Source organism: Actinomadura madurae, assembly GCF_047130825.1.
Classification (GTDB): Bacteria; Actinomycetota; Actinomycetes; order Streptosporangiales; family Streptosporangiaceae; genus Spirillospora; species Spirillospora madurae.
In genome coordinates, this window is the sequence record NZ_CP083237.1 from 8,609,738 (window position 1) to 8,631,879 (window position 22,142).

The following is a 22,142-nucleotide window of genomic DNA, read 5'->3' on the forward strand; positions in this document are numbered from 1 at the left end:
CCACACATACCTCGTCCGCGGCAGGCGAAAGGCGGACGGGAGGTGGAGTGCCCGGAGTCACAACTGCTTCGTCCACACTGGGCACCGCTCACGGCACCGGCGCAGTCCTGCCCGGCAATCGAAAGGGCTGACCACGCGTGGGCGTCGACCACCCCGGCAATGGCGACGACGGGGTCGAGAAGCCGTCGGTCAAAGACTCGGCGTGGCATCCTCCTCCCGATCGCCCAGGTTCACCTGGCCAGCCATCCCGCATCGAAAGCTGGGGCGGGGTCATGGGCACGGTCGACAAGCGCGACGATGAGCGGCCTCCGCCTGGCGATGCCGGCCCGGTCCTTGAGGGTTCGAGCAGCTCGACGGCGGTCGGCTGCGGGTGTGGTTCGAGGTTCCGTGCACCGGTCGCCCCGCGCCCCTCCGGTCCCCGTCCCGCGACGACGGAACCCGCGCCGCGGCTCCCGCCCCGTCGCCCGTCGCGGTGCACGGCGCCGACCATTGACGGCTGCCGGCGGCGCGGCCGGTTTCCGTTCCGGGCCGGCACCGCCCAGACCCGATTTAACGGGTGGATAGGGGATCGATAACGCCTTTTCGTAGCTTCGCAGTTCACCCCCGGACGCTCCGGGGGCGCGCATCGGAAAGGGAGCGCATGAGCTTCAAGACCAAGACCGCGATGACCAGCGTAGGAGTGGCGGGCGTTCTGGCCTTGCCGACGGCCGCATTCGCTATCACGCCAGCGCAGGCCGCGGGTGCCAAGGCGGCCCCGGCCACAGGTGCCGGGGCTTCGGCGGCGCCTGGGACGGCTGCTCGGCCGCCGGTCGGCTGGAACTGCAAGGCGGACAAGGACACCGACGACGGCGATCCCGGCGGCTCGTCGGGCTGGACCCGCAGACGGTGGAAGTTCAGCGACAGCAACTTCGCCGAGGCGAGGTTCGCGGCCAAGGGCGAGAAGTTCGGTGTCTACAACGGGACCAAGACGTCGGTCGGCGGCACCCTGTACGTCAAGTACGGGAGCAAGTGGAAGAAAAAGAAGACCCTCAAGCTGACCAAGGACGACGCGTACAAGTTCCGGAACCTGTCGATCAAGGACGGGCGGAAGGTGTACATGAAGGTGTGGGTGCATAAGCGGGGCAGCTGCAAGAGCCATACCTTCACCGCCTGAGCGGGCGACGGGGTGAGGGCACCGATACGGGACGGTGCCCCGGCCCCCGCCATGGACGCACAACCGGCCATCCCGGTCTGGGGCTTTAGGGCGCGGTCTGGTGGGGGGCCGGTTTCACGGTTCTGCGGAGGAGACAGAACTCGTTGCCTTCGGGGTCGGCCAGGACGTGCCAGGGCTCCTCGCCGGTTTGGCCCACGTCGGCCGTGCGGGCGCCGAGGGCGAAGAGGCGCTGGAGTTCCTCGTCCTGGTCGCGGTCGACCGCGTTGACGTCGAAGTGCAGGGGGAGCTTGGCCTGCCTGGGGTCGGTGCTGGGGCTGAGGACGATGGTGAGCCCGGGATCGGCCGGGTCGTTGCCGGCGGGGCCGATCTCGATGCCGCCGTCCTCGTCCGTTTCCAGGACGACGTAGTCGAGTACCTGACACCAGAAGTCCGCCAGGGTTTCGGGGTCCCGGCAGTCAAGGATCAACTCGGTGATGCGGCATGCCATTGCGGCACTCTACTGCCGGGAGTCCGGATCGGGCCTCTCGTTAACGGGCTGAGAGCGGTAGGCGGGCCGGCGGGGGGAGCGGGGCCGGGGCGGGGTTCGCGCGGAACGACTGGAGCATGAGGGCCGCCAGGCGGCGGGATGCCGCCACCCTTGCCTCGGGGGTGTCGGCGCGGATGCCCTCGTTCGCCATCAGGGTGAGGACGATGTCCTCCAGGACGAAGTCCTGCCGGAGGGCGCCCGATCGTTTGGCGCGCCGGACGAGTTCGAGTATCGCGCTCAGCGCGCGGTCGCGTTCGGCCGTGAAGTAGTCGACCGTTCTCGGGAACCGTGAGGTGAAGGCGCGGGAGAAGCCCCGGTCGAGGGCGTGCATCTCCATGAGCCTGTCGATGACCAGGCAGAAGCCGTGCCAGGGGTCGGGCGCCGCCAGGCCCTCCTCGACGACCGCCGAGCACAGGGCCATCTGCTCGGCGAAAGCGGCGGTGAACAGGGCTTCCTTGGTCGGGAAGTGCCGGTAGACGGTCGCGGGGCCCACGTCCGCGCGCCGGGCGATCTCGCGGATCGGCACGTCGAGGCCCTCGGTGGCGAAGGCCATGCGGGCGACCGCGAGGATGCGGGCGCGGTTGTCTCGGGCGTCCGAGCGCAGCTCACTCACTTGGGCCGTCACCGCTCTCACTTTAGTCAAACGGACGGGGTGTTCCGTTACGGTCCGGCGGCATGAGAGCCGTTCAGTTTTCCGAGTACGGGCCGCCCGGCGTCATGCGGGTGGCCGAGGTCGAGGCGCCGCATGCGGGGGCGGGGGAGGTCCGCATCGCCGTCAGGGCGTCCGGGGTAGCGCCGGGTGAGGTCCAGATCCGCTCCGGGCGGATGCGCGATGCCGTGCCCACGGCGTTCCCGTGCCGGACGGGGTTCGACGCCGCGGGCGTGGTGGACGAGGTCGGCGACGGTGTGACCGGCGTCGCGATCGGTGACGAGGTGTTCGGCGTGACCGCGACGACCGCGCGGGGCGCCAACGCCGACCACGCGGTCCTGGTCTTCTGGGCGCCGAAGCCGGACGTGTGGAGCTGGGAGGAGGCGGGCGGTGCCGCGGGCTCGGTCGAGACGTCCACCCGCGTCCTCGACCGGCTCCGGGTCGGTGCCGGGCACACCGTGCTGGTGCAGGGCGCGGCCGGTGCCGTGGGGACGGTCGCCGTGCAGATGGCGGTCGCCCGCGGCGCCACCGTGATCGGGACGGCGAGCGAGCGCAACCACGACTTCCTGCGGTCTCTCGGTGCCGAGCCCACGACGTACGGGTCGGGCCTGGTCGAACGGGTCCGCGCGATGGCCCGGGGGGTGGACGCGGTGTTCGACTGCGCCGGAGGGGCGCTGCCCGACCTGATCGCGATCGCCGGGGACCCGGCGCGGGTGGTGACGATCGCGCCCGACTTCTCCGCGGCGTCCCTCGGCGTGCACATGTCGCACGGAGCACCGGCCGAGGAGACCGGCGACGCGATCGGGGCCGCGGCCGACCCGCAGGCGCTGCACGGTCTCGGGATCGCGGTCGAGCTGGCCGGGAAGGGCCGGCTGCGGATCCCGGTCGCGGCGGCGTTCCCGCTGGAGGAGGTCGTGGCCGCGCACGAACTGAGCGAGACCCGCCACGCCAGGGGCAGGATCGTGCTGGTGAACTGACGGTCAGGAGAGGGCTTCCAGGGGCAGGTCGCTGCCGAGCCAGGTGGCCGCCAGTTCCTGCACCGGCACGTCGAGCGCCTCGCCGAGGCGGACGATCGTGCCGAACCCGGGGGAGGGCAGCCGGCCGGTCTCGATCTTGCGCAGGGTCTCCGGCGAGATGCCGGCCGCGCCCGCGACCTCCGCCAGGTCGCGGTCCGCCCGCGCGTGGCGCAGCAGGGCGCCGAGGCGCCTGCCGGCCTCGATCTGCTCGGGCGTGAGCGGTTGGCGGACCATGGCCCCAGGGTAGGGCTGGTATTTCTATACCGTCAAGCACTAGGGTGACGGTATAGAAATACCAGCACTCGTACGTGAGGTACTCGTGATCGAACTGAAGACGCCCGCGGAGATCCAGCGGATGCACGTCGCCGGGCGTTTCGTCGCCGAGGTGCTCTCCGAGGTCTGCGGGCTCGCCGCGGTGGGCGTCAACCTGCTGGACCTGGAGCATCACGCGCGCGCCATGATCAAGCGTCGCGGTGCCGAGTCGTGCTACTGGGACTACGCGCCGTCCTTCGGCAACGGCCCGTTCCGCAACGTCATCTGCCTGTCGGTCAACGACGCCGTCCTGCACGGCCTGCCCCACGACTACGTGCTGCGGGACGGGGACGTCCTCAGCGCGGACCTCGCGCTCGGCATCGACGGCTGGGTGGCCGACTCGGCGTGCACGGTCGTCGTCGGGAACGCCGCCGAGGAGGACCTGCGGCTCATCCGCGCCACCGAGGAGGCGCTGGAGGCGGCGATCGAGAAGGCGCGCCCGGGGAACCGCCTGGGCGACATCTCGGCGGCGATCGAGGGGGTGGCCCGCGGCCACGGCTACCAGGTCAACGACGAGTTCGGCGGCCACGGTCTCGGCCGCACCATGCACGAGGGGCCGCACGTGTCGAACAAGGGCCGGGCGGGGCGCGGCCTCACGCTCCGGCCGGGCCTGACCCTCGCCCTCGAACCCTGGCTCGCCCGGACGACCGACCGGATCGTCTACGACCCCGACGGCTGGACCATCCGGTCGGCCGACGGCTCGCGCACGGCCCACTCCGAGCACACGGTGGCGATCACCGAGGACGGCCCCCTGGTGCTCACCCGGCGCGAGTCGGAGAGGGCGCGGCTGTCCGCGAAGGACGCCTGACGCCGAGGGTCATCCGCCCGCGGTCACGGCCTTGAGCTCGTCCAGGGACTCCCGGATGTGGTGGGGCAGGTCGCCCCGGCCGGGGTCGGCGAGCCAGCGTTCGAAGGCGACCTTGAAGACGGCGAGGCCGGCCTCGGCGGTCAGGGCCGCGGCCGGGTCCGGGACGCCGCGGCGGCGCAGGGCCGCGGCCAGCACCGAGGCCAGGGCGGCCAGTTTGATCAGCTCGCGCTCGCGCAGTTCCGCGTTCGCGTCGATGACGGCCTGGCGCCGCCGGGAGTGGGCGTGGCGTCCCTCGAAGAAGGCGCCGATGCTCTCCAGGGCGCGGGCCGTCGCGTCGATCGGCGCCGCGGAGGCGGGTGCCTCGGTCACCGCCGTCGTGATCGAATCCTCCAGCAGCGCCGAGCCCCCGAACAGGACCTCGCGCTTGTCGGCGAAGTACCGGAAGAACGTGCGCTCGGTGAGCCCGGCGCGGCCGGCGATCTCCGCCACCGTCGTCTTCTCGAATCCGCGCTCGCCGTAGAGGTCGAGTGCCGCCTCTTCGAGCCGGCCGCGCGCGTTCGGCTCCCATCGCCCCATGCCCGGTCATCCTAGTCGATGACAGTCACTGACATCGGTCGTGCTATGGTGATGTCATTGACTGACATCGCCTGCTCTCGGAGGTTTCCCATGCGCGTTCTCGTCACCGGGGCGTCCGGCTGGATCGGCTCGGCCGTCGTCCCCGAACTCATCGGCGCCGGCCACCAGGTCATCGGGCTCGCGCGCTCGGACGGCTCGGCCGCCGCCCTGGCCGCGGCCGGGGCCGAGGTGCTTCGCGGCACCCTCGACGACCTCGACGTCCTGGGCGGCGCCGCCGCCGACGCCGACGGCGTCATCCACCTGGCCTACAAGCACGACATCATGTTCGCGGGACGGTTCGAGGAGGCCGTGGACGCGGACCGCCGCGCGGTCGAGACGTTCGGGGACGCGCTGGCGGGCTCCGGCCGGCCGTTCGTCCTCGCGTCCGGGGTGGTCGGCGTGGTCTCCGGACGCGTCGCCACCGAGCGGGACGGGCTGCCAGGCTCCGGCGTGCCCGCCGAGCTGGAAGGTCCGCAAGCCCGGCAGGGCACCGCCCGGCTGGCGCTCTCCCTCGCCGAACGCGGCGTCCGCTCGTCCGTCGTCCGGCTGCCCCCGACGGTCCACGGCGACGGGGACAAGGGCTTCGTCGCGGCCCTGGTCGGCATCGCCCGGGAGAAGGGCCTGTCCGGCTACCTCGGGGACGGGGCCAACCGCTGGCCCGCCGGGCACGTGATCGACGCCGCGCACCTGTTCCGGCTGGCGCTGGAGCAGGCCCCGGCGGGGTCGGCGCTGCACGCGAACGACGAGGAGGGGGTGCCGTTCCGCTCGATCGCCGAGGTGATCGGCCGCCACCTCGGCGTCCCGGTGGCCTCCATCGCCGACGAGGACGCCGCGGGCCACTTCGGCTGGATGGCCGTCTTCGCCCGCGCGGACGCCTCGGCGTCGAGCACGCTGACCCGCGAGCTGCTCGGATGGCGGCCGACCCAGCCCGGACTCCTCGACGACCTCGACAAGGGGCACTACTTCCAGGCCGCCTGACCGGTCACCGCGCCGCCCGCCCCGCGCGGGCGGCGCGGTCGCCGGAGGTCAGCGGAAGTCGGAGGCGTGGTCCTCGGCCCACTGGCGGAACGTGCGGGCGGGGCGGCCGAGCAGCCGTGCCACGGTGTCGGTGACGCGCTCCGGCTCCTCGGCGAACCGCTCCCACGCCTGCAACCGGGACTGGACGAACGCCGCGTCGCCCCACGCGGCCGTCAGCCGCTCGCGGGCGATGTCCGGCGGCAGGTCCTCCCAGCGCACGTCGCGCCCGATGACCTCGCCGATGACCCGGACCTGCTCCCGGTGGGTGATCGCCTCCGGGCCGGTGATCACGTAGGCGGAGCCGCGGTGGCCCGGCGCGGTCAGGGCGAGGACGGCGACGTCGGCGATGTCGCGCTCGTGGATCAGCGACCGGGCGGCGTCCCCGTACGGCCAGCGGACGACGCCCTGCCGGATCTGCCCGGCCCAGGCGAGCGCGTTCGCGGCGAAGTCGATCGCCCGGACGAACGTCCAGTCCAGGCCCGACTTCCTGAGCAGGCGCTCGACCCCCTGGTGGAAGGACGTGGCGGTCTCCCCGTCCGCGAGGTCGGCCACGTCCGTGGACAGGTACACCACATGCCGGACGTGCCGCGCCAGAGCGTCCACGATGCGGGCGTCGACCGGCAGCCCGGGCCACATCAGGTAGACGCCGTCCACGCCCTGGGCCGCGCGCTCGACCGCCTCCGGGGAGGTCAGATCGCCCTGGACGGCCTCCACCCCGTCCGGCAGCGCGGCGCCGGCGGAGCGGACCAGCGCCCGGACGCCATGCCCCGCCCCCGCCAGGGAGGCGGCGACATGCCGTCCCACGCGTCCCGTCGCTCCGGTCACCAGGAACTCGCTCATGGGCAGGACCCTAGGACCTCAACCGCACTTCAGGTCAAAGCGCGGTCGCGGCGGCTACTTCTGGGTGCGCTCGATGTCGGCCCACAGGTCCCGCAGGGCCGCGGCCGTCGTCTCGGGGGCCTCCCAGGCGGGGGAATGGGAGGCGCTGGGGATGACGACCTTGGACGTGTTCAGCCGCTCCGCCATCGCCGCCTGCACGCGCGGATCCCAGACGTCGTCGTCCTCCCCGTAGAGGACGAGGGTGCGCAGGCCCGTGTCGGCGCAGTGCTTGGCCAGCTCGTCGACGCGGTCGGGGGCGGTGAGGATCTCGTGGGCCATGCCGGCGAGGCCCCTCGGGGAGTTCCCGAGCGTGCGGGCCTTGAGGAAGGCGAGGATCTCGCGCTGGACGCCGCGTCCCACGTAGCCGGGTTCGAGGGTGAGCGCCCAGATCTGCTCCAGGCCGAGGTCGGGGAGGGCGTCGCGCAGGGCGAGGGCCTTGGCGGCGGCCTGCCCGGAGACGGCGGACGGGCCCGAGCTCATCAGCGTGAACGACGCGGGGGACGCCCCGGCGAGGACGGCCTCCCGGCATACCAGCCCGCCGAACGAGTGGCCCACCAGGTGGACCGGATCGGGGCCGAGGGCCTCCAGGACGGCCGCGATGTCGGCGCCGAGGGCCGCGCGGGTGTAGGCGGACGCGTCGTCGGGCCCGATCGACTCGTACTGGCCGCGCATGTCGATCGCCACGACGCGGCGGCCGGACGCGGCGAGCGTCTGCAGGACCGCGAGGAAGTCCTCCTTGCTGCCCGTCAGCCCCGGGACGAGGAGGGCGGGCCAGCGTTCGGCGACGCCCGAGCCGGGGAGCGCCTCCAAGGCGGCGAAGGGGCCGCGGGAGGTTTCGGCGGTCGTCCGGCGAACACCGGGGGGCAGGCTCACGAACCGGGGCGTACTCACGGGTGTCCACCATAGTCAATGGTCGTGGGCGGGCTTCGGTGAAAAATCTCCGGTGGTAGCGTCACCTGCGTGCGACCCACGCCTGCCATCTCCGCGCACCGCCGTGACGAGGCGGGCCTGACGGGTCTCGGCGAGGCCGCGGCGTCCGGTGCCGAGTACGTCGAGATCGACATCCGGCGGACGGGCGACGGCCGGCTGGTCGTCCACCACGACGCCGAGGTCGGCGGCATCCGGCTGAACCGGCTCACCTACGACCGGGTGCAGGAGCTCGCGGTCCGGCCCGTGCCGCTGGTCGGCGACGCCATCAAGATCATCGCGGGCCGGGCGCGGGGGCATCTCGACCTCAAGGAGCGCGGCTGCGAGCACGAGACCGTGGCGCTCGCCCTGGAGGCCTTCGGGACGGAGAACTTCGTGGTGACCACCGGCGAGGTGACGTCGCTGATGGAGATCAGGAAGAGCTTCCCCGGGGTCCGGACGGCCCTGTCGGTGGGGCGGAACCTGTGGGAGCGCGGCGCCGCGCACGACTTCGCGCCGCTGCGCCTGGTCCGCCGGGCGGGCGCGGACATGGTCGCGCTGAACCACCGGCTCGCCCGCGTGGGCGTGCTGCGCCAGTGCGGTCGCGCCGGGATCCCGGCCATGATCTGGACGGTGAACGCCGAGCCGGTGATGAGGCGCTTCCTGCGCGACCCCCGCGTCGCCGTGCTCATCACCGACCGTCCGCGGACCGCCCTGCGGCTGCGGGACCAGAGAACACCGCAACCGCGAGACTGAGCGGGAGTCTCGCGGCTGCTCGTTCGCGGTCGGGTCAGGCCCGGCCCGGGCAGGAGGCCCGGTCAGGCGCTCTGGGACGCCTCGGCGGCCTCCGCGGCGGGCGCCGCCGACTTGCCGGCGCGGGTGCGGCGGCGGGTGCGGCTGCGCTTGCGCTCGGTGGCGACCGCGTCGACGACGGTGCCGTCGGCGGCGGTCTCGCCCTCGGCGGCGGCCGTCTCGACCGGCTTGCCCGCGCGGGTGCGGGTCCGGCTGCGCTTGCGGCGGCGCGGCCGGGGACGTTCCCGGTCGCGGTCGGGTTCGCGGACGTTGCTGCGGACCTTGCCGGTCTCGCCGATGTCCTCCAGCTCCTCGGCGTCCAGCCCGGCGCGGCCGTGCCGCTTGTCGGTGGGCAGCGTCCCCTTCGTGCCCTCGGGGATGCCGAGCGCGGCGAAGAAGTGCGGGGACGTGGAGTAGGTCTCCTCCGGGGCGGCGAACGGCAGGTCCAGCGTGCCGTTGATCAGCTTCCACCGGGTGAGGTCGGACCAGTCGACCAGCGTGACGGCGACGCCCTTCTTGCCCGCGCGGGCCGTCCGGCCGATGCGGTGCACGTAGGTGTCGGCGCTGTCGGGGCACTCGTAGTTGACGACGTGGGTGACGTCGTCGACGTCGAGGCCGCGGGCCGCCACGTCGGTGGCCACCAGCACGCCGATCTTGCCGTTGCGGAACGCGCGCAGCGCCCGCTCCCGCTGGCTCTGCCCGAGGTCGCCGTGCACGGCGGCGGCGTCGAAGCCGCGCTGCGCGAGGTCGGCGGCCACCCGGTCGCAGGCCCGCTTGGTCTGGCAGAAGACCATGGTCAGCCCGCGGCCCTCCGCCTGCAGGAGGCGCGCCAGCATCTCCGGCTTGTCCATCTGGTGGGCCTGGAAGACGTGCTGGACGACCTGCGGCGTCGCGTCGGACTCCTGGTGCGACTCGGCCCGGACGTTGGTCGGGCGGGTCAGGTACCGGCGCGACAGCGAGACGATCTCGCCCGGCATCGTCGCCGAGAACAGCATCGTCTGGCGCCGGGCCGGGATCCGCTCGATGATCCGCTCGATGTCGGGCAGGAACCCGAGGTCGAGCATGCGGTCCGCCTCGTCCAGCACCAGGATGCCGATCTTGGACAGGTCGAGGTGCTTCTGCTTGACGAGGTCGAGCAGCCGGCCCGGGGTGCCGACGACGACGTCGACGCCCTCGCGGAGCGCGTCGATCTGCGGCTCGTACGCCCGCCCGCCGTAGACGGACAGGACGCGGGTGCCGAGCTTGCCGCCGGCGACGAGCAGGTCGTCGGTGACCTGGAGGGCCAGCTCGCGGGTCGGCGCGACCACGAGCGCCTGCGGCTCGCGGCGGCCGTGCTCGATGCGCTGTAGCAGCGAGACGCCGAACGCGAGGGTCTTGCCGGTACCCGTGCGGGCCTGGCCGATGATGTCGTGCCCGCCGAGCGCGATCGGCAGGGCGAGCTCCTGGATGGGGAACGCCTCCACGATGCCTTCGGCTTCGAGGGCGTCTGCTATCTCGGGGACGACCCCGAGTTCACGAAAGGTAGTCAGGGCTTTCAGCCTCCAATATGCGGGGTCTCCGCTCCCGGGTGCGGCGCGGCCCGCCGGCGGGACTGCGCCATCGCTGGCGTGTCCGCCGTTCCAGTGGCCGCGCGCTCGCGCGGGAGGGACCAGCCGTTGATCAAAATGTCTCGGCGACCGCAGTCAGGGGTTGAGAGCAGTCACTCGCTGTGGCTGCGTGCGGTCACACTCCGCCACGCAGTGTACCGACCGTTGATTGCATACACCAATAGCCGATCATTGCACCTAACGTTTCCACGGTTTCGTGTATTCCCTCCCCGTTCCGCCAGGGCTTATCCGCCGCGGCCCGGCGCGGCTCCGGTCCCCGGCCGCCGGCCCGGCCGGGCGGCCACATCCGGACACATCTCGGCGTCCGGACCGCCCGTCCCGGCACGCGAAAGCCCCCGCCCACAGGTGGGCGAGGGCTTCCGCGCCGGGGTGCCCCTGGGTCAGAAGGAGCGGCGGCGGGTGCGCCAGCCGGACCGCCGGCCGCCGCGGCCGCGGTCGTTCAGCGTGGTGAGCGCGGCGACGCCGGCCGCGGCGATGAGCACCGCGAACACGATCGCGACGATCGTGCCGGCGCCGAGCGCGTCCGCGATGACCCCGCCGAGGATGGAGCCGGCGATCCCGACCAGGATCGTCAGCAGGATGCCGATCGGGTTGCGGCCCGGCACGATCAGCCGGGCGAGGGCCCCGATCACGGCACCGACGACGATGAACCAGAGGATCGTCGTGAGCATGTCGATCATCCATTCTGTTTCCGTGGGCCGGGCGGCCCGTGGTCGCAGATCGGTATGCCCGTCATGCCGGATTGAAACAAAATCCCGGTCAAGTCCGTTCGAGACCGGGTCAACGCGTCAGGTGTACTGGGTGCCGAAACCCACGCTGCGCTGCTCGTCTTCGGAGATCTCCAGGTAGCCGACCCGCCCGGCGGGGATGACGATCCGCCCGGCGCGGCGGTCCTTCAGCACGAGCACGCCGTCCGGGCCGGAGAGAGCCTCCCGGAGCGCGTCCTGCACCTCGTCGGCCGACAGCGCGGTGTCGACCACGAGTTCCTTGGGCACGTTCTGGACCCCGATGCGAACCTGCACGCGATGCTCCCGTCGTCCGGACGTCCCGCCGACCGCCGGCGGACCCGTCTCCGATGGTCGCACGGAGATCGCCGGACGCGCCGTCAGGTCCGTTGTGCCGAGGGTGAACGCCCGTGCGCGGGCGGGCGGACCCCGGCGGCCGCGGTCATGCGGAGGCCCGCGCCCCGCGGGGCGCGGTGCGCGGGCGGCGGGTCAGCCCTGGTCGGACGTGCGGGGGAAGCCGGAGATCCCGCGCCAGGCCAGCCGGGCGATGATCTTCTCGGCGGTGTCCTTGGGGATCGCCCGGTGCTGGGACAGCCAGAAGCGCGCGCTGACCTCGGCCATGCCGACCAGGCCCATGCCGAGCAGGTGCGCCTCCTCGGCCGGGGCGTTGGTGTCCTCGGCGATGACCTGGGCGATCATCTCGGCGCACTGCTGGTTGGCGCGGTCGACGCGGGCCCGGACGGGCGCCACGTTGCGCAGGTCGGACTCGAAGACCAGCCGGTACGCCTCGCCGTCGCCGGCCACGAAGTCGTAGAACGCCTGCATGCTCGCCTGCACGCGGAGCTTGTTGTCCGTGGTGGCCTCCAGCGCCTCACGGACGATCTTCACCAGGGCCTCGGCGTGCTCGTCCAGCAGGGCCAGGTACAGCTCCAGCTTGCCCGGGAAGTGCTGGTAGAGCACGGGTTTGCTGACGCCCGCACGCTCGGCGATCTCATCCATCGCCGCAGCGTGGTACCCCTGCGCGACGAACACCTCCTGCGCCGCGCCGAGCAGCTGCTTGCGGCGCGCCAGTCGCGGCAGCCTTGTGCCACGGGGGCGGGCGTCCGGGGTCGCGGTCACCACACTCTCCGATCACCGATCATCGCGGCGGATCGGGGGTCGTCCGCCGCGGGTAGACAATCTCAACATCCTACGCGCGGGTAACTCCGTTGGTCACGGGCGAAGCCCGCCGTCGTTCCTTCGCGCAGGTCAGTGTATTCCCGCGGAGGCCCGGGACGGTGCCGCCCCGGCCCTCCGCGCGTACCGTGCCGCCGCTGACCCGGGCCGACGCGGGTCACCGGTAGTCGTCCTCGTCCAGCCGCACCTCGAGCCGCTGCTCCGCCGCGTCGGCCTCGTTCGCGTCGGCGGGCAGCGGCCCGGGTTCGGCGCGGTCGTCCTCGTCCAGCACCGCCCGCTGCTCGAAGGCGTCGGCCTCGTTCGCCTCGTCGGGCGGCTGCTCCAGGTCGTCGATCTCGCTCATCGGGCCTCCTCCTCGGTGGCTCACAACCGGCCGGCCAGCTCCCGCAGCGGCGCCTCGACCGACTCGCCGTACGTCGGGAACGCGTGTACGACGTCGGCGAGCAGGCTCAGCGGCGTCTCCGCGCGGATGGCCAGCGCGATCTCGCTCATCCACTCCTCGGCGTAGAGTCCGGCCGCGGCGGCGCCGACCAGCAGCCCGCGCGAGCGGTCGGCGTACAGCTCGACCCGGCCGCGCTCGTCGGCCTCGACCGCCGCCCGTGCCGTCGCGGCGAGGTCGTACCCGGCGGTGAGGAGGTCTATGCCGAGTTCGTCCGCCTGCCTCGGAGAGATTCCCACCGAGTAGACGGTGGGGGTGGTGTAGACGACGCGGGGGATCGCCCGGTAGTCGGCCTCGCGGCGGTGCCCGAGCAGGTTCGACAGCGCCACCTGCGCCTGGTAGCGGGCGGCGTGCGCGGTGCGCGCGATGCCGGTGACGTCGCCGGCCGCCCACAGACCCCCGGAGCCGGACGTCACCTGGCACGTCTCGTCCACCGGGACGCCCTCGCCGGGCGTGATGGCGACGCCGAGGTTCTCCAGCCCGAGACCCTCCACGCGCGGGCGGCGGCCGGCGGCGACGAGGATGCGGTCGGCGTCGAGCGTCCCGCCGTCCGACAGCCACAGCCGGAGCCCGACGTCCTTGCGCTCCACGTTGCCGATGTCGGCGCCGAGGCGCAGGTCGACGCCCATCCGGCGCAGCGCGTCGGCCAGCACCTCCCCGGCGAACGGCGCCTCCGCGGTGAGCAGCCGGCCGGACGCCTCGACGAGCGCGACCTGCGACCCGAACGCCGCGTACACCTGCGCCAGCTCGCAGCCGACCGGGCCGCCGCCGAGGATCACCAGCCGGCGCGGGAGGTCGGGGACCGACAGCGCCTCGCCGCTCGTCCACAGCGGCACGTCGGCGAGGCCCTCGACGGGCGGGATCACCGGCTCGCTGCCGGTGCAGACGACGAGGTCGCCGAAGCCGTGCACGCTCCCCTCCACCTCGACCCGGCCGGGTTCGAGGACCTGGCCCCGGCCGCGCAGCACGGTCACGCCGTCCTCGGCCATCCGCGCCACGGCCGGGTCGTCGCGGCGGCGCCCGGTCAGCACGTCCCGGCGGGCGACGGCCATCTCCCAGGTCTCGCCGCGCCGCGCCGACTTCAGCAGCGACTTGGACGGGACGCACGCGAAGTACGGCGACTCCCCGCCGACGAGGCGGCTCTCGACCAGCGCGACGTCCCGGCCCGCGCGCGCGAGACCGCTCGCGACCAGCTCTCCGGCGGTCCCTCCGCCCAGCACCACGGCGTCGTAATGGTGGTTCTGCGACAACTGCTCTTCCTTCCGCCCCGCGTGGTGTCCCCGGACCATGGTGGCGGATCCCGGTCCCGGAGCGTGCCGGTTCGAACACATAGGGCACGCGAAATCCCGGATCAGGGCAGTGGCCGGTGGTCCTCCAGGAGCGGTTCGAGGAGGTCGCCGTGCTTCTCCAGCCGGGACAGGACGTCGTCGGGACCGAACACCAGGTCGGCCGCGTCCTCGCACGACTCCAGCTCGTCCCAGGTGATCGGCGTGGAGACCGACGGGCGGCTCGCCGCGCGCAGCGAGTAGGGGGCGACGGTCGTCTTCGCCGGGTTGTTCTGGCTCCAGTCGACGAAGACCTTGCCCTTGCGCAGCCGCTTCTCCATCTTCGCGACGACGAGCCTCGGATGCTCCTCGGCGAGCCGCTGCGCGGCGGCCTTGGCGTACTCCGACGTCCGCTCCGCCTCCTTGGGCTCCTCGACCGGCACGTAGAGGTGCAGGCCCTTCTTCCCGCTCGTCTTCGGGTAGGAGTCCAGGCCGTCCCCGGCGAGCACGTCCCGGAGCAGGCCGGCGACCTCGCAGGCCTCCACGATCGTGGCGGGCGGGCCGGGGTCCAGGTCGAAGACGACGAGGTCGGGGGCGTGCACCTTGCCGCGCGGGCCGACCTTCCACTGCGGGACGTGCAGCTCCAGCGCGGCGAGGTTCGCGCACCACACGAGCGTGGGCAGGTCGTCGACGACGACGAAGTCGAGCGTGTCGCGGCCCGTCGAGCTGCCGGGCGTCGGGATCGTGGCCGTCCGCACCCAGTCCGGGGTGTGGGAGGGGGCGTTCTTCTCGAAGAACCTGCCGCCGTCGACGCCGTCCGGCCACCGGATCCGGGTGGCGGCCCGGTCCTTCAGGTGCGGCAGCATCGCCGGCGCCACCCGGACGTAGTAGTCGATGACCTCGCCCTTGGTGAACTCGGGGTAGAGGTTCTTGTCGAGGTTGGACAGGGAGAGCTGCCGCCCGTCGACCTCGACGGCGGTCCTCTTACTGCTCACTCGTGACCTCCAGGGGGTCCTTGTCGTCACGCAGGCCCCGCCAGGACGGGAAGCGGAGGCGGCCGTCCCTGGTGCGGGCGCTGTACGCGACCTCCCCGACGAGGTGCGGTTCAACCCATTGGGCGTCCTTGGCGAACTCGCGCGGTACGGGCTCGTCGTAGGGGCTGGTCGGGCGGCGCAGCGGCCACAGCGTCTCGTACAGCTCGTCCAGCGCGCGGTCGGTGAAGCCCGTGCCGACGTGACCGACGAAGCCGAGCAGGCCCTTGAGGTCGTACTCGCCGAGCAGCAGCGAGCCGACGCCGCCTTCGCGCCGCCCCTTGCCGGGCTTCCAGCCGCAGACGATGACCTCACGCGTCATGAAGTTCTTCACCTTGCGCCAGAAGTCGACGCGGCGGCCCGGACGGTACAGGGAGTCGAGGCGCTTGGCGAGCACGCCCTCCAGCTCCTGCTCGCGGGTGAAGGCGAGCAGCTCGCCGACCTGCGTCCGGTCGCCGCCGTGCAGGTACGGGGGCACCTCCACCGGCCCGCTGCCGGCCAGGTCGAGCGCGGCCAGAAGCGAGCGGCGGTCGGCGTAGGGCACGTCGAACAGCAGGTTGCCGTCCAGGTACAGGAGGTCGAAGACCACGTAGCGGACGGGCACCTCGCGGATCAGCCGCGGGTCGGGCCGGGTCACGTGCATCCGGCGCTGCAGCCGCTCGAAGCTGGGCCGTCCCTGCTCGAAGGCGACGACCTCGCCGTCCAGCACCACGTCGTGGTCCGGCAGCAGGTCGGCGAGGGCGGACAGCTCGGGGTAGCGGCCGGTCACCTCCGTCCCGCGCCGCCCGGTGGCCCGGACGCCGTCGGCGGACACGTGCGCCAGGACGCGGACGCCGTCCCATTTCAACTCCAGACCCCACCGCCCGCCGTCGGAGGGGAGGTCACCGGTGGAGGCCATCATCGGCTCAACGGGCCACGGCATGGTCATACCGGCGTCTTACCCGGTCCCGTCCCGCAGAAAAGGATCAAGGGCTCGTTGTGGCGCAAATCGAACGGGGTTGCGACGCTAGGGGCGGGAACGTGCTGGGTAAGGACGGATCATGCGCAGTATCTGGAAGGGCGCGATCTCCTTCGGTCTGGTGACCATACCGGTGAAGCTCTATTCGGCGACCGAGCAGCGGGACGTCGCCTTCCACCAGGTGCACCGGGAGGACGGGGGGCGCATCAAGTACAAGCGGGTGTGCACGGTCGACGGCGAGGAGGTCCCGTACTCCGACATCGCCAAGGGCTACGAGCTGCCGAGCGGCGAGATGGTCATCCTCACCGACGAGGACTTCGCCGACCTGCCGCTGTCGTCGAGCCGCCGGATCGACGTCCTGCAGTTCGTGGAGGACGACGAGGTCGACCCGATCTACTTCGCGAAGTCGTACTACCTGGAGCCGGACCAGCAGGGCGCCAAGCCGTACGTGCTGCTGCGGGACGCGCTGGAGAGCTCCGGCCAGGTCGCGATCGTCAAGGTCGCGCTGCGGCAGCGGGAGTCGCTCGCCACGCTGCGGGTCCGCGAGGGCGTCTTCGTGCTGGAGACCATGCTGTGGCCGGACGAGGTCCGCGCGCCCGACTTCCCCTTCCTGGACGAGGACATCGAGGTCCGCAAGCAGGAGCTGTCGATGGCGACGTCGCTGATCGAGTCGATGGAGGGGGAGTTCGACCCGTCGGAGTACAAGGACGCCTACCGGGAGGCCCTCCAGGCCGTGATCGACGCGAAGATCGAGGGCAAGGAGGTCGCCCGGCCCGCCGAGGAGGGCGAGGAGGAGCCCGCCGCCGACCTGCTCAGCGCGCTGCGCGCCAGCGTCGAGGCGGCCAAGAAGAGCCGCGGCGAGAAGGACGGCAAGGCGGCGTCCGGCAAGGGGACGTCCGCGAAGAAGCCCGCGGCGCGCAAGCCGGCGTCGAAGTCCGGCACGAAGAAGGAGCCGGCGAAGCCCCGCGGCCGCAAGTCGGCCTGACCCACCGCCGGGGCGGGGGCGGCGTCAGTTGTCACGGGACGCCTGTCAGTTGTCGCGGGACGCCCCGTCAATTGTCGCGGGACGCGAGGACGCGTTCCAGCGCGGCGGCGGCCCCGAACGGGTCGGTGCACGGCGCGATCTTCTCGCCCCAGCCGTAGAAGTAGGCCCAGCCGTCCCCGGACTCTTCCCGGACGGCGATGACGTGCTCGTGCAGGGCCCGCATCCGCGGGTTGACGACGATGGCCGTGGGCCGGCGGTCCTCGGGAGCGGCGACCTCGACGGTCCAGCCGTCGGCGCGCAGGACGTCGGTCAGGCGTTCCAGGTGCCCGAGCGCCGTCTCGGCATCGGTGATCACCTGTGCGGACATGGTGCCTCCAAGGAACATCCCATGGCGGGTGGTGTGGGGTCCGCCGGGCGGGGGCCGTCGCGGTAGTCGTCACGCGAGGGCGCGGCCGGTGGAACGGGATTCAGTCTTCCTCCGGGTGACGGGGACCACAAGCGGTTTGGACGCATTGGTGGCCGGCACTTTCCGTGCCGGCCACCAATGCCTGGGTATCCCGGGAGGTCAGCCCACGGGCTCCAGCTGTGAGCGGGCAGGGGCCGGGGAGTCGCCCTCCTTGATCCCGTACCGGCCGTAGAGGCGGGCGAGCGGGCCGGGCGCCCACCAGTTCGCGCGGCCGAGCAGCCGCATGGTCGCCGGGACGAGCAGTGCCCGGACGATCGTCGCGTCCATCAGGATCGCGATGGCCATCCCGACGCCGGTCATCTTGATGAACGTGATGCCGGACGTCGCGAACGCGCCGATCACGACGATGAACAGCAGCGCCGCGCTGGTGATGATGGCGCCGGTGCGCTGCACCCCGGACGCGACGGCCGTGGTGTTGGACCCGGTCAGGTCGTACTGCTCGCGGACCCGCGACAGCAGGAACACCTCGTAGTCCATCGAGATCCCGAACAGCATGGCCAGCATCAGGATCGGCATCGCGGGGGCGATCGAGCCGGTGGCGGTGAAGCCGAGGACGTCGGACAGGTGGCCGTCCTGGAAGATCAGCACGATCGCGCCGAACGTCGCCGACAGCGACAGCATGTTCATCACGATGGCCTTCAGCGGCAGCAGCACCGACCCGAACGCCAGGAAGAGCAGGATGAACGTGGCGCCGCCGACGACCACCGCGAGCCACGGCAGCGTCGAGCCGAGGCTGTCGAGCTGGTCGACCACGTCCGCGGTGACGCCTCCGACGTGGGCCTGCGCGCCGTCCGGCGGGGGCACCTCCCGCACCTGCCGGACGAGGTCGCGCGCGGCGCCGGAGTTGGGGTCGGCGTCGTAGCGCAGCGCGATCCGCGTCGTCGTCCCCTCCGAGCCGGTCACCGTCGCGCCGGTGACGCCGGGCACCGCGTCCAGGCGGGCGCCGTAGGCCTGGATCGCCGCCTGGTCGGACGTCCCGGTCACCACGGCCTCGATCGGGCTGGTGGAGTTGCGGGCGAAGCCGGTCTCCAGCGTCTCGGAGACGACCCGCGCCTCGGTGCCGTCCGGCAGCACCTTGGCGTCCACGCCGCCCCAGTTGATGCGCAGGAACGGGGCGCCGAGCGCGAGCAGCAGCGCGACGGTCGCGACCACGTAGATCACCGGGCGGCGCATCACGCTGCGGGCGACGCGTCCCCACCAGCCGTCGAACCGGCTCTCGGCTCCCCGGCGGCGGCGCCGCACGGGCAGCGCGTTCACCTTCGGGCCGAGGACGGCCAGCAGGGCGGGCAGGACGGTCAGCGCGCCGAGCATGCAGACGAACACGGTGGCGATGCCGCCGTAGCCCATCGAGACCAGGAAGTTCTGGTCGAACAGCAGCAGCCCGGACAGCGACACCGCGACCGTGACGCCGGAGACGGCGACGGTGCGCCCGGCGGTGGCCATGGTGGCGGCCAGCGCGTCCGGGCCGGTGGCGCCGTCCCGGTCGATCTCCTCGCGGAACCGGCTCACCATGAACAGCCCGTAGTCGATCGCGAGGCCGAGGCCGAGGAAGGTGGTGATGTTCACCGCGAAGATCGACACGTCCGTCACGTAGGTGAGCGCGTGCAGGGCGGTGAACGAGCCGAGGATGGCCAGCCCGCCGACCAGCAGCGGCAGGCTCGCCGACACCAGCCCGCCGAAGATCAGCACCAGCAGCACCAGCAGGACCGGCATGGCCATGCCCTCGGCCCGGCCGATGTCGGCCGAGACGCGCTCGTTGATCGCGACCTCGGTGCCGATCGCCCCGCCGACCTTGGCGGTCAGGCCGCCGCCGGCCCGGTCCAGGTCGTCCTCGACCGCGTCGTAGGAGTCCTGCCTTGCGGCCGGGTCGGGGCCGGCGAGCTGCAGGACGGCGTAGGTGGCGGTGCGGTCGCCGCTGACGAACTGCGGCGCCCCGGTCGTCCAGTAGGTGCTGGCGCGGGCGACCTTGTCCGCCGGCAGGGCGGCGAGCGCCTTCTCGACCGCGGCCCGGTACGCCGGGTCGTCCACCGTCGTCTTCCCCTGGTAGAGGATCACGACGTCCGCCGCGTCCCGGCCGAGGTCGCGTTCGGCGATCTGGGCCGCCTTCGCGCTCTCGCTGCCGGGCGTGTCGAAGCCGCCGGACGAGGACAGCGCGCCGAAGACCCCCGTCCCCCACACTCCCGCGAACACCAGGGCCGCCGCCGCGACCGCGAGGACCCAGCGGCGGCGCCGGTGGACCCACCTTCCCCATCGTTCGAACATGACCCGTTCCCCTGCCGTGTTACATCCACTAATATTCGTGAACGTTGTAAACTGCGAACGACGTTAACTTCGCATACAGTGTTAGCTTCCGTCAAGGGTGTTTCTGAGGAATCATGCGAAGGCGGCCGGACGCGGCCGCGGACCAGGGAAAGAGGCGGCCCAGTGGAATCGCGACGGGACCGGATGCGCGCGGCGACGGTCAGGGAGATCTCCGAGACCGCCCGGCGGATCCTCGTCGAGGAGGGCGCCGAGGCGGTGACGCTGCGGGCCATCGCCCGCGAGATGGGCATGACCGCGCCGGCCCTCTATCGCTACTTCGGCAGCCACGGCGAGCTGCTCCGGCACCTGGTCGGCGACCTGTTCAGCGAGTTGACCGGCGAGCTGCACGCGGCGATGAAGAAGGTGCCGCACGACGACATGAGCCTCAAGGTCCTGACGGTGTCCCGCCGGTTCCGCACCTGGTCCCTGGCTCATCCCCGCGAGTACGCGCTGCTCTTCGGGGCGCCCGTGCGCGGCGCCGGCCATCCGGAGGAGGACGACTTCGCCGAGGAGTGCGCCCGCCGCTTCGGCTGGACGTTCATGGCCCTGTTCCTGGAGCTGTGGAACAAGTGCCCGTTCCCGGTCCCGGCCGACGAGGAGATCGACCCCGCCCTGCGCGACCAGCTCCGCCGCTACCGCGACGACGTCCTCGGCGTGGACCTGCCGCTCGGCGTGATCCGGCAGTTCCTCAAGTGCTGGATCAGGCTTCAGGGGAGCGTCAGCCTGGAGGTCTTCGGGCATCTGGAGTTCGCCCTGGACGACGCCGAGCCCATGTTCGAGGGCATGCTCGCCGAGATCAGCCCCGAGATCGGCCTGACCTACAAGCCGCCCCCGACGTGAGCCGGGGCGGCGGGCAGCCGGACGGTGAACACCGCCCCGGCGCCCGGCCGGCCGTCCGCGGTGAGGGTGCCGCCGTGCCCGTCCACCACCTCGCGGGCGAGCGCGAGACCCAGCCCGCCGTGCCGGCCGAAGAGCCGCCCGGCGTCGTCCGGATCGAGCCCCGGGCCGTCGTCGCGGACGCTGACCTCGACCGCCGCCGCCGTCCCGGCGAGCGTCACCCACACGTGGCCGCCCGGCGCCGCGTGGCCGAGCGCGTTGTCGACGAGGGACGACAGCACCCGCCGCAGCGCGGGCTCCGCGCCCTGGACGACATGCCGCCGGCCCTTCCGCGACACCTCGATCGCCACGCCCCGCTCCCGCGCGCGGGCCCGCTCGGACGCGGCCAGCTCCGCCGCCAGCCCGGCGAGGTCGACCGGCCCGGTGGGGCGCCGTCCGGGCCGGGTCGAGCGCAGCACGTCGTCCACCACCTCGCCGAGCCGCCCGGTGTCGGCGACGAGCCGGTCCATCTCCCCGGCGACGTCCGTGCCGTTCCGCAGCCGGCGGGCGGCGAGCTGCGCCCGGGTGTGCAGCCGGGCGAGCGGGGCGCGCAGCTCGTGGGTGACCTCGGCCGCGAACCGCTCCCGGCGGGCGAGCGCCGCGTGCGCTGGCGCCAGCGCGCGGCGGGCGGTGGCCCGGCCGATCAGCAGGGCGGCCAGCGCGCCGCCGGCCTCCGCGGCGGCGAACGTCCACAGCAGCCGCCTGCGCGCGGCGGCGTCCAAGTCGGGCGCGGCCGTGCGGCGCACGTCCCAGGCGGCGGCCCCGACCAGCACCGCGATGGTCCCCGCGGCCTCGGCGGTGACGCGGCGCCGGGCGCGGGCGAGCATGAGCCGCTCCGCGTCCGGCACCGGGCCGGGCTCCCGCGGGGCGCCGGCCTCCCGCACGAGCCCGGTCACAGCTCGCCCACGCGGTACCCGACGCCCCGCACGGTGCGGACGACGCCCGCCCCGAGCTTGGCGCGCAGGTAGTAGACGTAGGTGTCCACGATCGACTCCGTCCGGGCCCCGTCGAACACCCGCCGCAGCAGCGAGGCGCGGGTGTGCACGTGCCGGGGCCGGGTCGCGAGCGCCATCAGCAGCCGCGCCTCCCGGCCGGACAGCGCCACGTGCTCGCCCGTCGGCAGCCGGACGAGCCGCGACCGCGGATCCAGCCGTCCCGCGCCGAGCGGCAGCACCCAGGCCAGGTCGAGGTGCCTGCGGTGCAGCGCCCGCACCCGGGCCAGCAGCTCGTCCACCTCGAACGGCTTGACGAGGTAGTCGTCGGCGCCCGCGTCGAGCCCGGCGACCCGGTCGGCGACCGTGCCGGCGGCGGTGAGCACCAGCGCGGGCACCGTGACGGCCTGCCGGCGAAGCCGGCGGAGCAGCTCGACGCCGTCCAGCGCCGGCAGCCGGCGGTCGATGATCAGCACGTCGTAGTCGCCGCGCAGCCCGAGGTGCAGCCCGCGCTGGCCCTCCGCCGCGAGGTCGACCGCGTAGCCCTCCTCGGCGAACAGCCCGGCGAGCATCCGGGCGAGCTCGCGGTCGTCCTCGACGAGCAGCAGCCGGTGGGCGCGAGCGTCGCCCGGTCCCGTTGTCTCGGCCACGGGCCCACGCTCCCACCGGTGCCGCCGGGCGGCCAGAGATCCGGGCAATAGTGGACAG

General features: G+C 72.9%; 25 protein-coding genes. 7 read left to right on the plus strand and 18 right to left on the minus strand.

The features are described 5' to 3' along the window. Positions 1 to 640: 640 nt before the first annotated feature. A complete protein-coding gene (locus tag K8Z49_RS40225; RefSeq protein ID WP_412516663.1) occupies positions 641 to 1,153 on the plus strand; it encodes a hypothetical protein in 513 nt (170 codons plus the stop codon). 85 nt (positions 1,154 to 1,238) lie between these two features. Here K8Z49_RS40225 and K8Z49_RS40230 read toward each other — a convergent pair whose 3' ends face one another. Together K8Z49_RS40230 and K8Z49_RS40235 are read right to left on the minus strand one after the other, a co-directional pair. Next, positions 1,239 to 1,640 carry a VOC family protein gene (locus K8Z49_RS40230; protein ID WP_250360817.1) on the minus strand — a complete coding sequence of 134 codons (402 nt, stop codon included), beginning with the start codon at positions 1,638 to 1,640 and terminating at the stop codon, positions 1,239 to 1,241. A gap of 40 nt (positions 1,641 to 1,680) precedes the next feature. Next, positions 1,681 to 2,304, minus strand: coding sequence for a TetR/AcrR family transcriptional regulator (locus K8Z49_RS40235; RefSeq protein ID WP_024936173.1), 624 nt, complete (start codon positions 2,302 to 2,304; stop codon positions 1,681 to 1,683). Positions 2,305 to 2,354: 50 nt separating this feature from the next. Between K8Z49_RS40235 and K8Z49_RS40240 the strand changes: the two genes are divergently transcribed. Continuing rightward, positions 2,355 to 3,305, plus strand: coding sequence for an NADP-dependent oxidoreductase (locus tag K8Z49_RS40240; protein ID WP_412516664.1), 951 nt, complete (start codon positions 2,355 to 2,357; stop codon positions 3,303 to 3,305). Between the two features lie 3 nt (positions 3,306 to 3,308). Here K8Z49_RS40240 and K8Z49_RS40245 read toward each other — a convergent pair whose 3' ends face one another. Continuing rightward, positions 3,309 to 3,578, minus strand: coding sequence for a helix-turn-helix domain-containing protein (locus K8Z49_RS40245; RefSeq protein ID WP_021594513.1), 270 nt, complete (start codon positions 3,576 to 3,578; stop codon positions 3,309 to 3,311). Positions 3,579 to 3,663: 85 nt separating this feature from the next. On the opposite strand from K8Z49_RS40245, the gene map reads away from it, so the two are divergent. Next, a complete protein-coding gene (map, locus tag K8Z49_RS40250; protein WP_412516665.1) occupies positions 3,664 to 4,464 on the plus strand; it encodes a type I methionyl aminopeptidase in 801 nt (266 codons plus the stop codon). Positions 4,465 to 4,473: 9 nt separating this feature from the next. Here the strand turns inward: map and K8Z49_RS40255 are convergent, their stop codons facing one another. Continuing rightward, entirely contained in the window at positions 4,474 to 5,040 is a 567-nt protein-coding gene (locus K8Z49_RS40255; RefSeq protein ID WP_412516666.1) for a TetR family transcriptional regulator, read from the minus strand. Between the two features lie 90 nt (positions 5,041 to 5,130). Between K8Z49_RS40255 and K8Z49_RS40260 the strand changes: the two genes are divergently transcribed. Continuing rightward, entirely contained in the window at positions 5,131 to 6,057 is a 927-nt protein-coding gene (locus K8Z49_RS40260) for an SDR family oxidoreductase (RefSeq protein ID WP_412516667.1), read from the plus strand. Positions 6,058 to 6,105: 48 nt separating this feature from the next. On the opposite strand, the gene K8Z49_RS40265 is transcribed toward K8Z49_RS40260, so the two are convergent. Next, positions 6,106 to 6,936, minus strand: a complete 831-nt coding sequence (locus K8Z49_RS40265; protein ID WP_412516668.1) for an NmrA family NAD(P)-binding protein — start codon at positions 6,934 to 6,936, stop codon at positions 6,106 to 6,108. Between the two features lie 54 nt (positions 6,937 to 6,990). Further along, the gene (locus K8Z49_RS40270) at positions 6,991 to 7,866 is read right to left on the minus strand and encodes an alpha/beta fold hydrolase (RefSeq protein ID WP_024936171.1); all 876 of its coding nucleotides are present in this window, start codon (positions 7,864 to 7,866) and stop codon (positions 6,991 to 6,993) included. A 69-nt stretch (positions 7,867 to 7,935) separates the two neighbouring features. Between K8Z49_RS40270 and K8Z49_RS40275 the strand changes: the two genes are divergently transcribed. Beyond that, positions 7,936 to 8,637 (plus strand): glycerophosphodiester phosphodiesterase, encoded by a 702-nt coding sequence (locus K8Z49_RS40275; RefSeq protein WP_021594507.1) that lies wholly within the window; start codon positions 7,936 to 7,938, stop codon positions 8,635 to 8,637. A gap of 62 nt (positions 8,638 to 8,699) precedes the next feature. Here the strand turns inward: K8Z49_RS40275 and K8Z49_RS40280 are convergent, their stop codons facing one another. The 8 genes from K8Z49_RS40280 to ligD (K8Z49_RS40315) form a co-directional block, all read right to left on the minus strand. Continuing rightward, entirely contained in the window at positions 8,700 to 10,136 is a 1,437-nt protein-coding gene (locus K8Z49_RS40280; RefSeq protein ID WP_024936170.1) for a DEAD/DEAH box helicase, read from the minus strand. 524 nt (positions 10,137 to 10,660) lie between these two features. Further along, positions 10,661 to 10,951: a GlsB/YeaQ/YmgE family stress response membrane protein gene (locus K8Z49_RS40285; RefSeq protein ID WP_024936169.1), complete on the minus strand. Its 291-nt coding sequence runs from the start codon at positions 10,949 to 10,951 to the stop codon at positions 10,661 to 10,663. Between the two features lie 117 nt (positions 10,952 to 11,068). Then, on the minus strand, positions 11,069 to 11,302 hold the full coding sequence (locus K8Z49_RS40290) for a DUF3107 domain-containing protein (RefSeq protein WP_021597925.1): 234 nt from the start codon (positions 11,300 to 11,302) through the stop codon (positions 11,069 to 11,071). A 192-nt stretch (positions 11,303 to 11,494) separates the two neighbouring features. Next, complete coding sequence (locus K8Z49_RS40295; RefSeq protein ID WP_021597924.1) at positions 11,495 to 12,124, minus strand: TetR/AcrR family transcriptional regulator; 630 nt, start codon at positions 12,122 to 12,124, stop codon at positions 11,495 to 11,497. 214 nt (positions 12,125 to 12,338) lie between these two features. Continuing rightward, positions 12,339 to 12,524: a hypothetical protein gene (locus tag K8Z49_RS40300; protein WP_021597923.1), complete on the minus strand. Its 186-nt coding sequence runs from the start codon at positions 12,522 to 12,524 to the stop codon at positions 12,339 to 12,341. Between the two features lie 20 nt (positions 12,525 to 12,544). Then, complete coding sequence (locus K8Z49_RS40305; protein WP_021597922.1) at positions 12,545 to 13,870, minus strand: dihydrolipoyl dehydrogenase family protein; 1,326 nt, start codon at positions 13,868 to 13,870, stop codon at positions 12,545 to 12,547. Positions 13,871 to 13,971: 101 nt separating this feature from the next. Next, a complete protein-coding gene (gene ligD / locus K8Z49_RS40310) occupies positions 13,972 to 14,880 on the minus strand; it encodes a non-homologous end-joining DNA ligase (RefSeq protein WP_021597921.1) in 909 nt (302 codons plus the stop codon). Beyond that, positions 14,870 to 15,844 (minus strand): non-homologous end-joining DNA ligase, encoded by a 975-nt coding sequence (ligD, locus tag K8Z49_RS40315; RefSeq protein WP_021597920.1) that lies wholly within the window; start codon positions 15,842 to 15,844, stop codon positions 14,870 to 14,872. Before ligD (K8Z49_RS40315) ends, ligD (K8Z49_RS40310) begins: the two co-directional genes overlap by 11 nt. A gap of 112 nt (positions 15,845 to 15,956) precedes the next feature. Here ligD (K8Z49_RS40315) and K8Z49_RS40320 point away from each other — a divergent pair, with 112 nt between their 5' ends. Beyond that, a complete protein-coding gene (locus K8Z49_RS40320) occupies positions 15,957 to 16,859 on the plus strand; it encodes a Ku protein (RefSeq protein ID WP_412516669.1) in 903 nt (300 codons plus the stop codon). Positions 16,860 to 16,926: 67 nt separating this feature from the next. On the opposite strand, the gene K8Z49_RS40325 is transcribed toward K8Z49_RS40320, so the two are convergent. Then, positions 16,927 to 17,226 (minus strand): hypothetical protein, encoded by a 300-nt coding sequence (locus K8Z49_RS40325; protein ID WP_021597918.1) that lies wholly within the window; start codon positions 17,224 to 17,226, stop codon positions 16,927 to 16,929. 198 nt (positions 17,227 to 17,424) lie between these two features. Continuing rightward, complete coding sequence (locus tag K8Z49_RS40330) at positions 17,425 to 19,587, minus strand: MMPL family transporter (protein WP_021597917.1); 2,163 nt, start codon at positions 19,585 to 19,587, stop codon at positions 17,425 to 17,427. Between the two features lie 162 nt (positions 19,588 to 19,749). On the opposite strand from K8Z49_RS40330, the gene K8Z49_RS40335 reads away from it, so the two are divergent. Beyond that, positions 19,750 to 20,466 carry a TetR/AcrR family transcriptional regulator gene (locus K8Z49_RS40335; protein WP_024936168.1) on the plus strand — a complete coding sequence of 239 codons (717 nt, stop codon included), beginning with the start codon at positions 19,750 to 19,752 and terminating at the stop codon, positions 20,464 to 20,466. Here K8Z49_RS40335 and K8Z49_RS40340 read toward each other — a convergent pair. Continuing rightward, on the minus strand, positions 20,445 to 21,398 hold the full coding sequence (locus K8Z49_RS40340) for a sensor histidine kinase (RefSeq protein WP_412516670.1): 954 nt from the start codon (positions 21,396 to 21,398) through the stop codon (positions 20,445 to 20,447). The genes K8Z49_RS40335 and K8Z49_RS40340 overlap by 22 nt on opposite strands. Continuing rightward, positions 21,395 to 22,084, minus strand: a complete 690-nt coding sequence (locus tag K8Z49_RS40345) for a response regulator transcription factor (protein ID WP_218163732.1) — start codon at positions 22,082 to 22,084, stop codon at positions 21,395 to 21,397. The genes K8Z49_RS40340 and K8Z49_RS40345 overlap by 4 nt, the downstream gene beginning before the upstream one ends. Between the last annotated feature and the right edge of the window lie 58 nt (positions 22,085 to 22,142).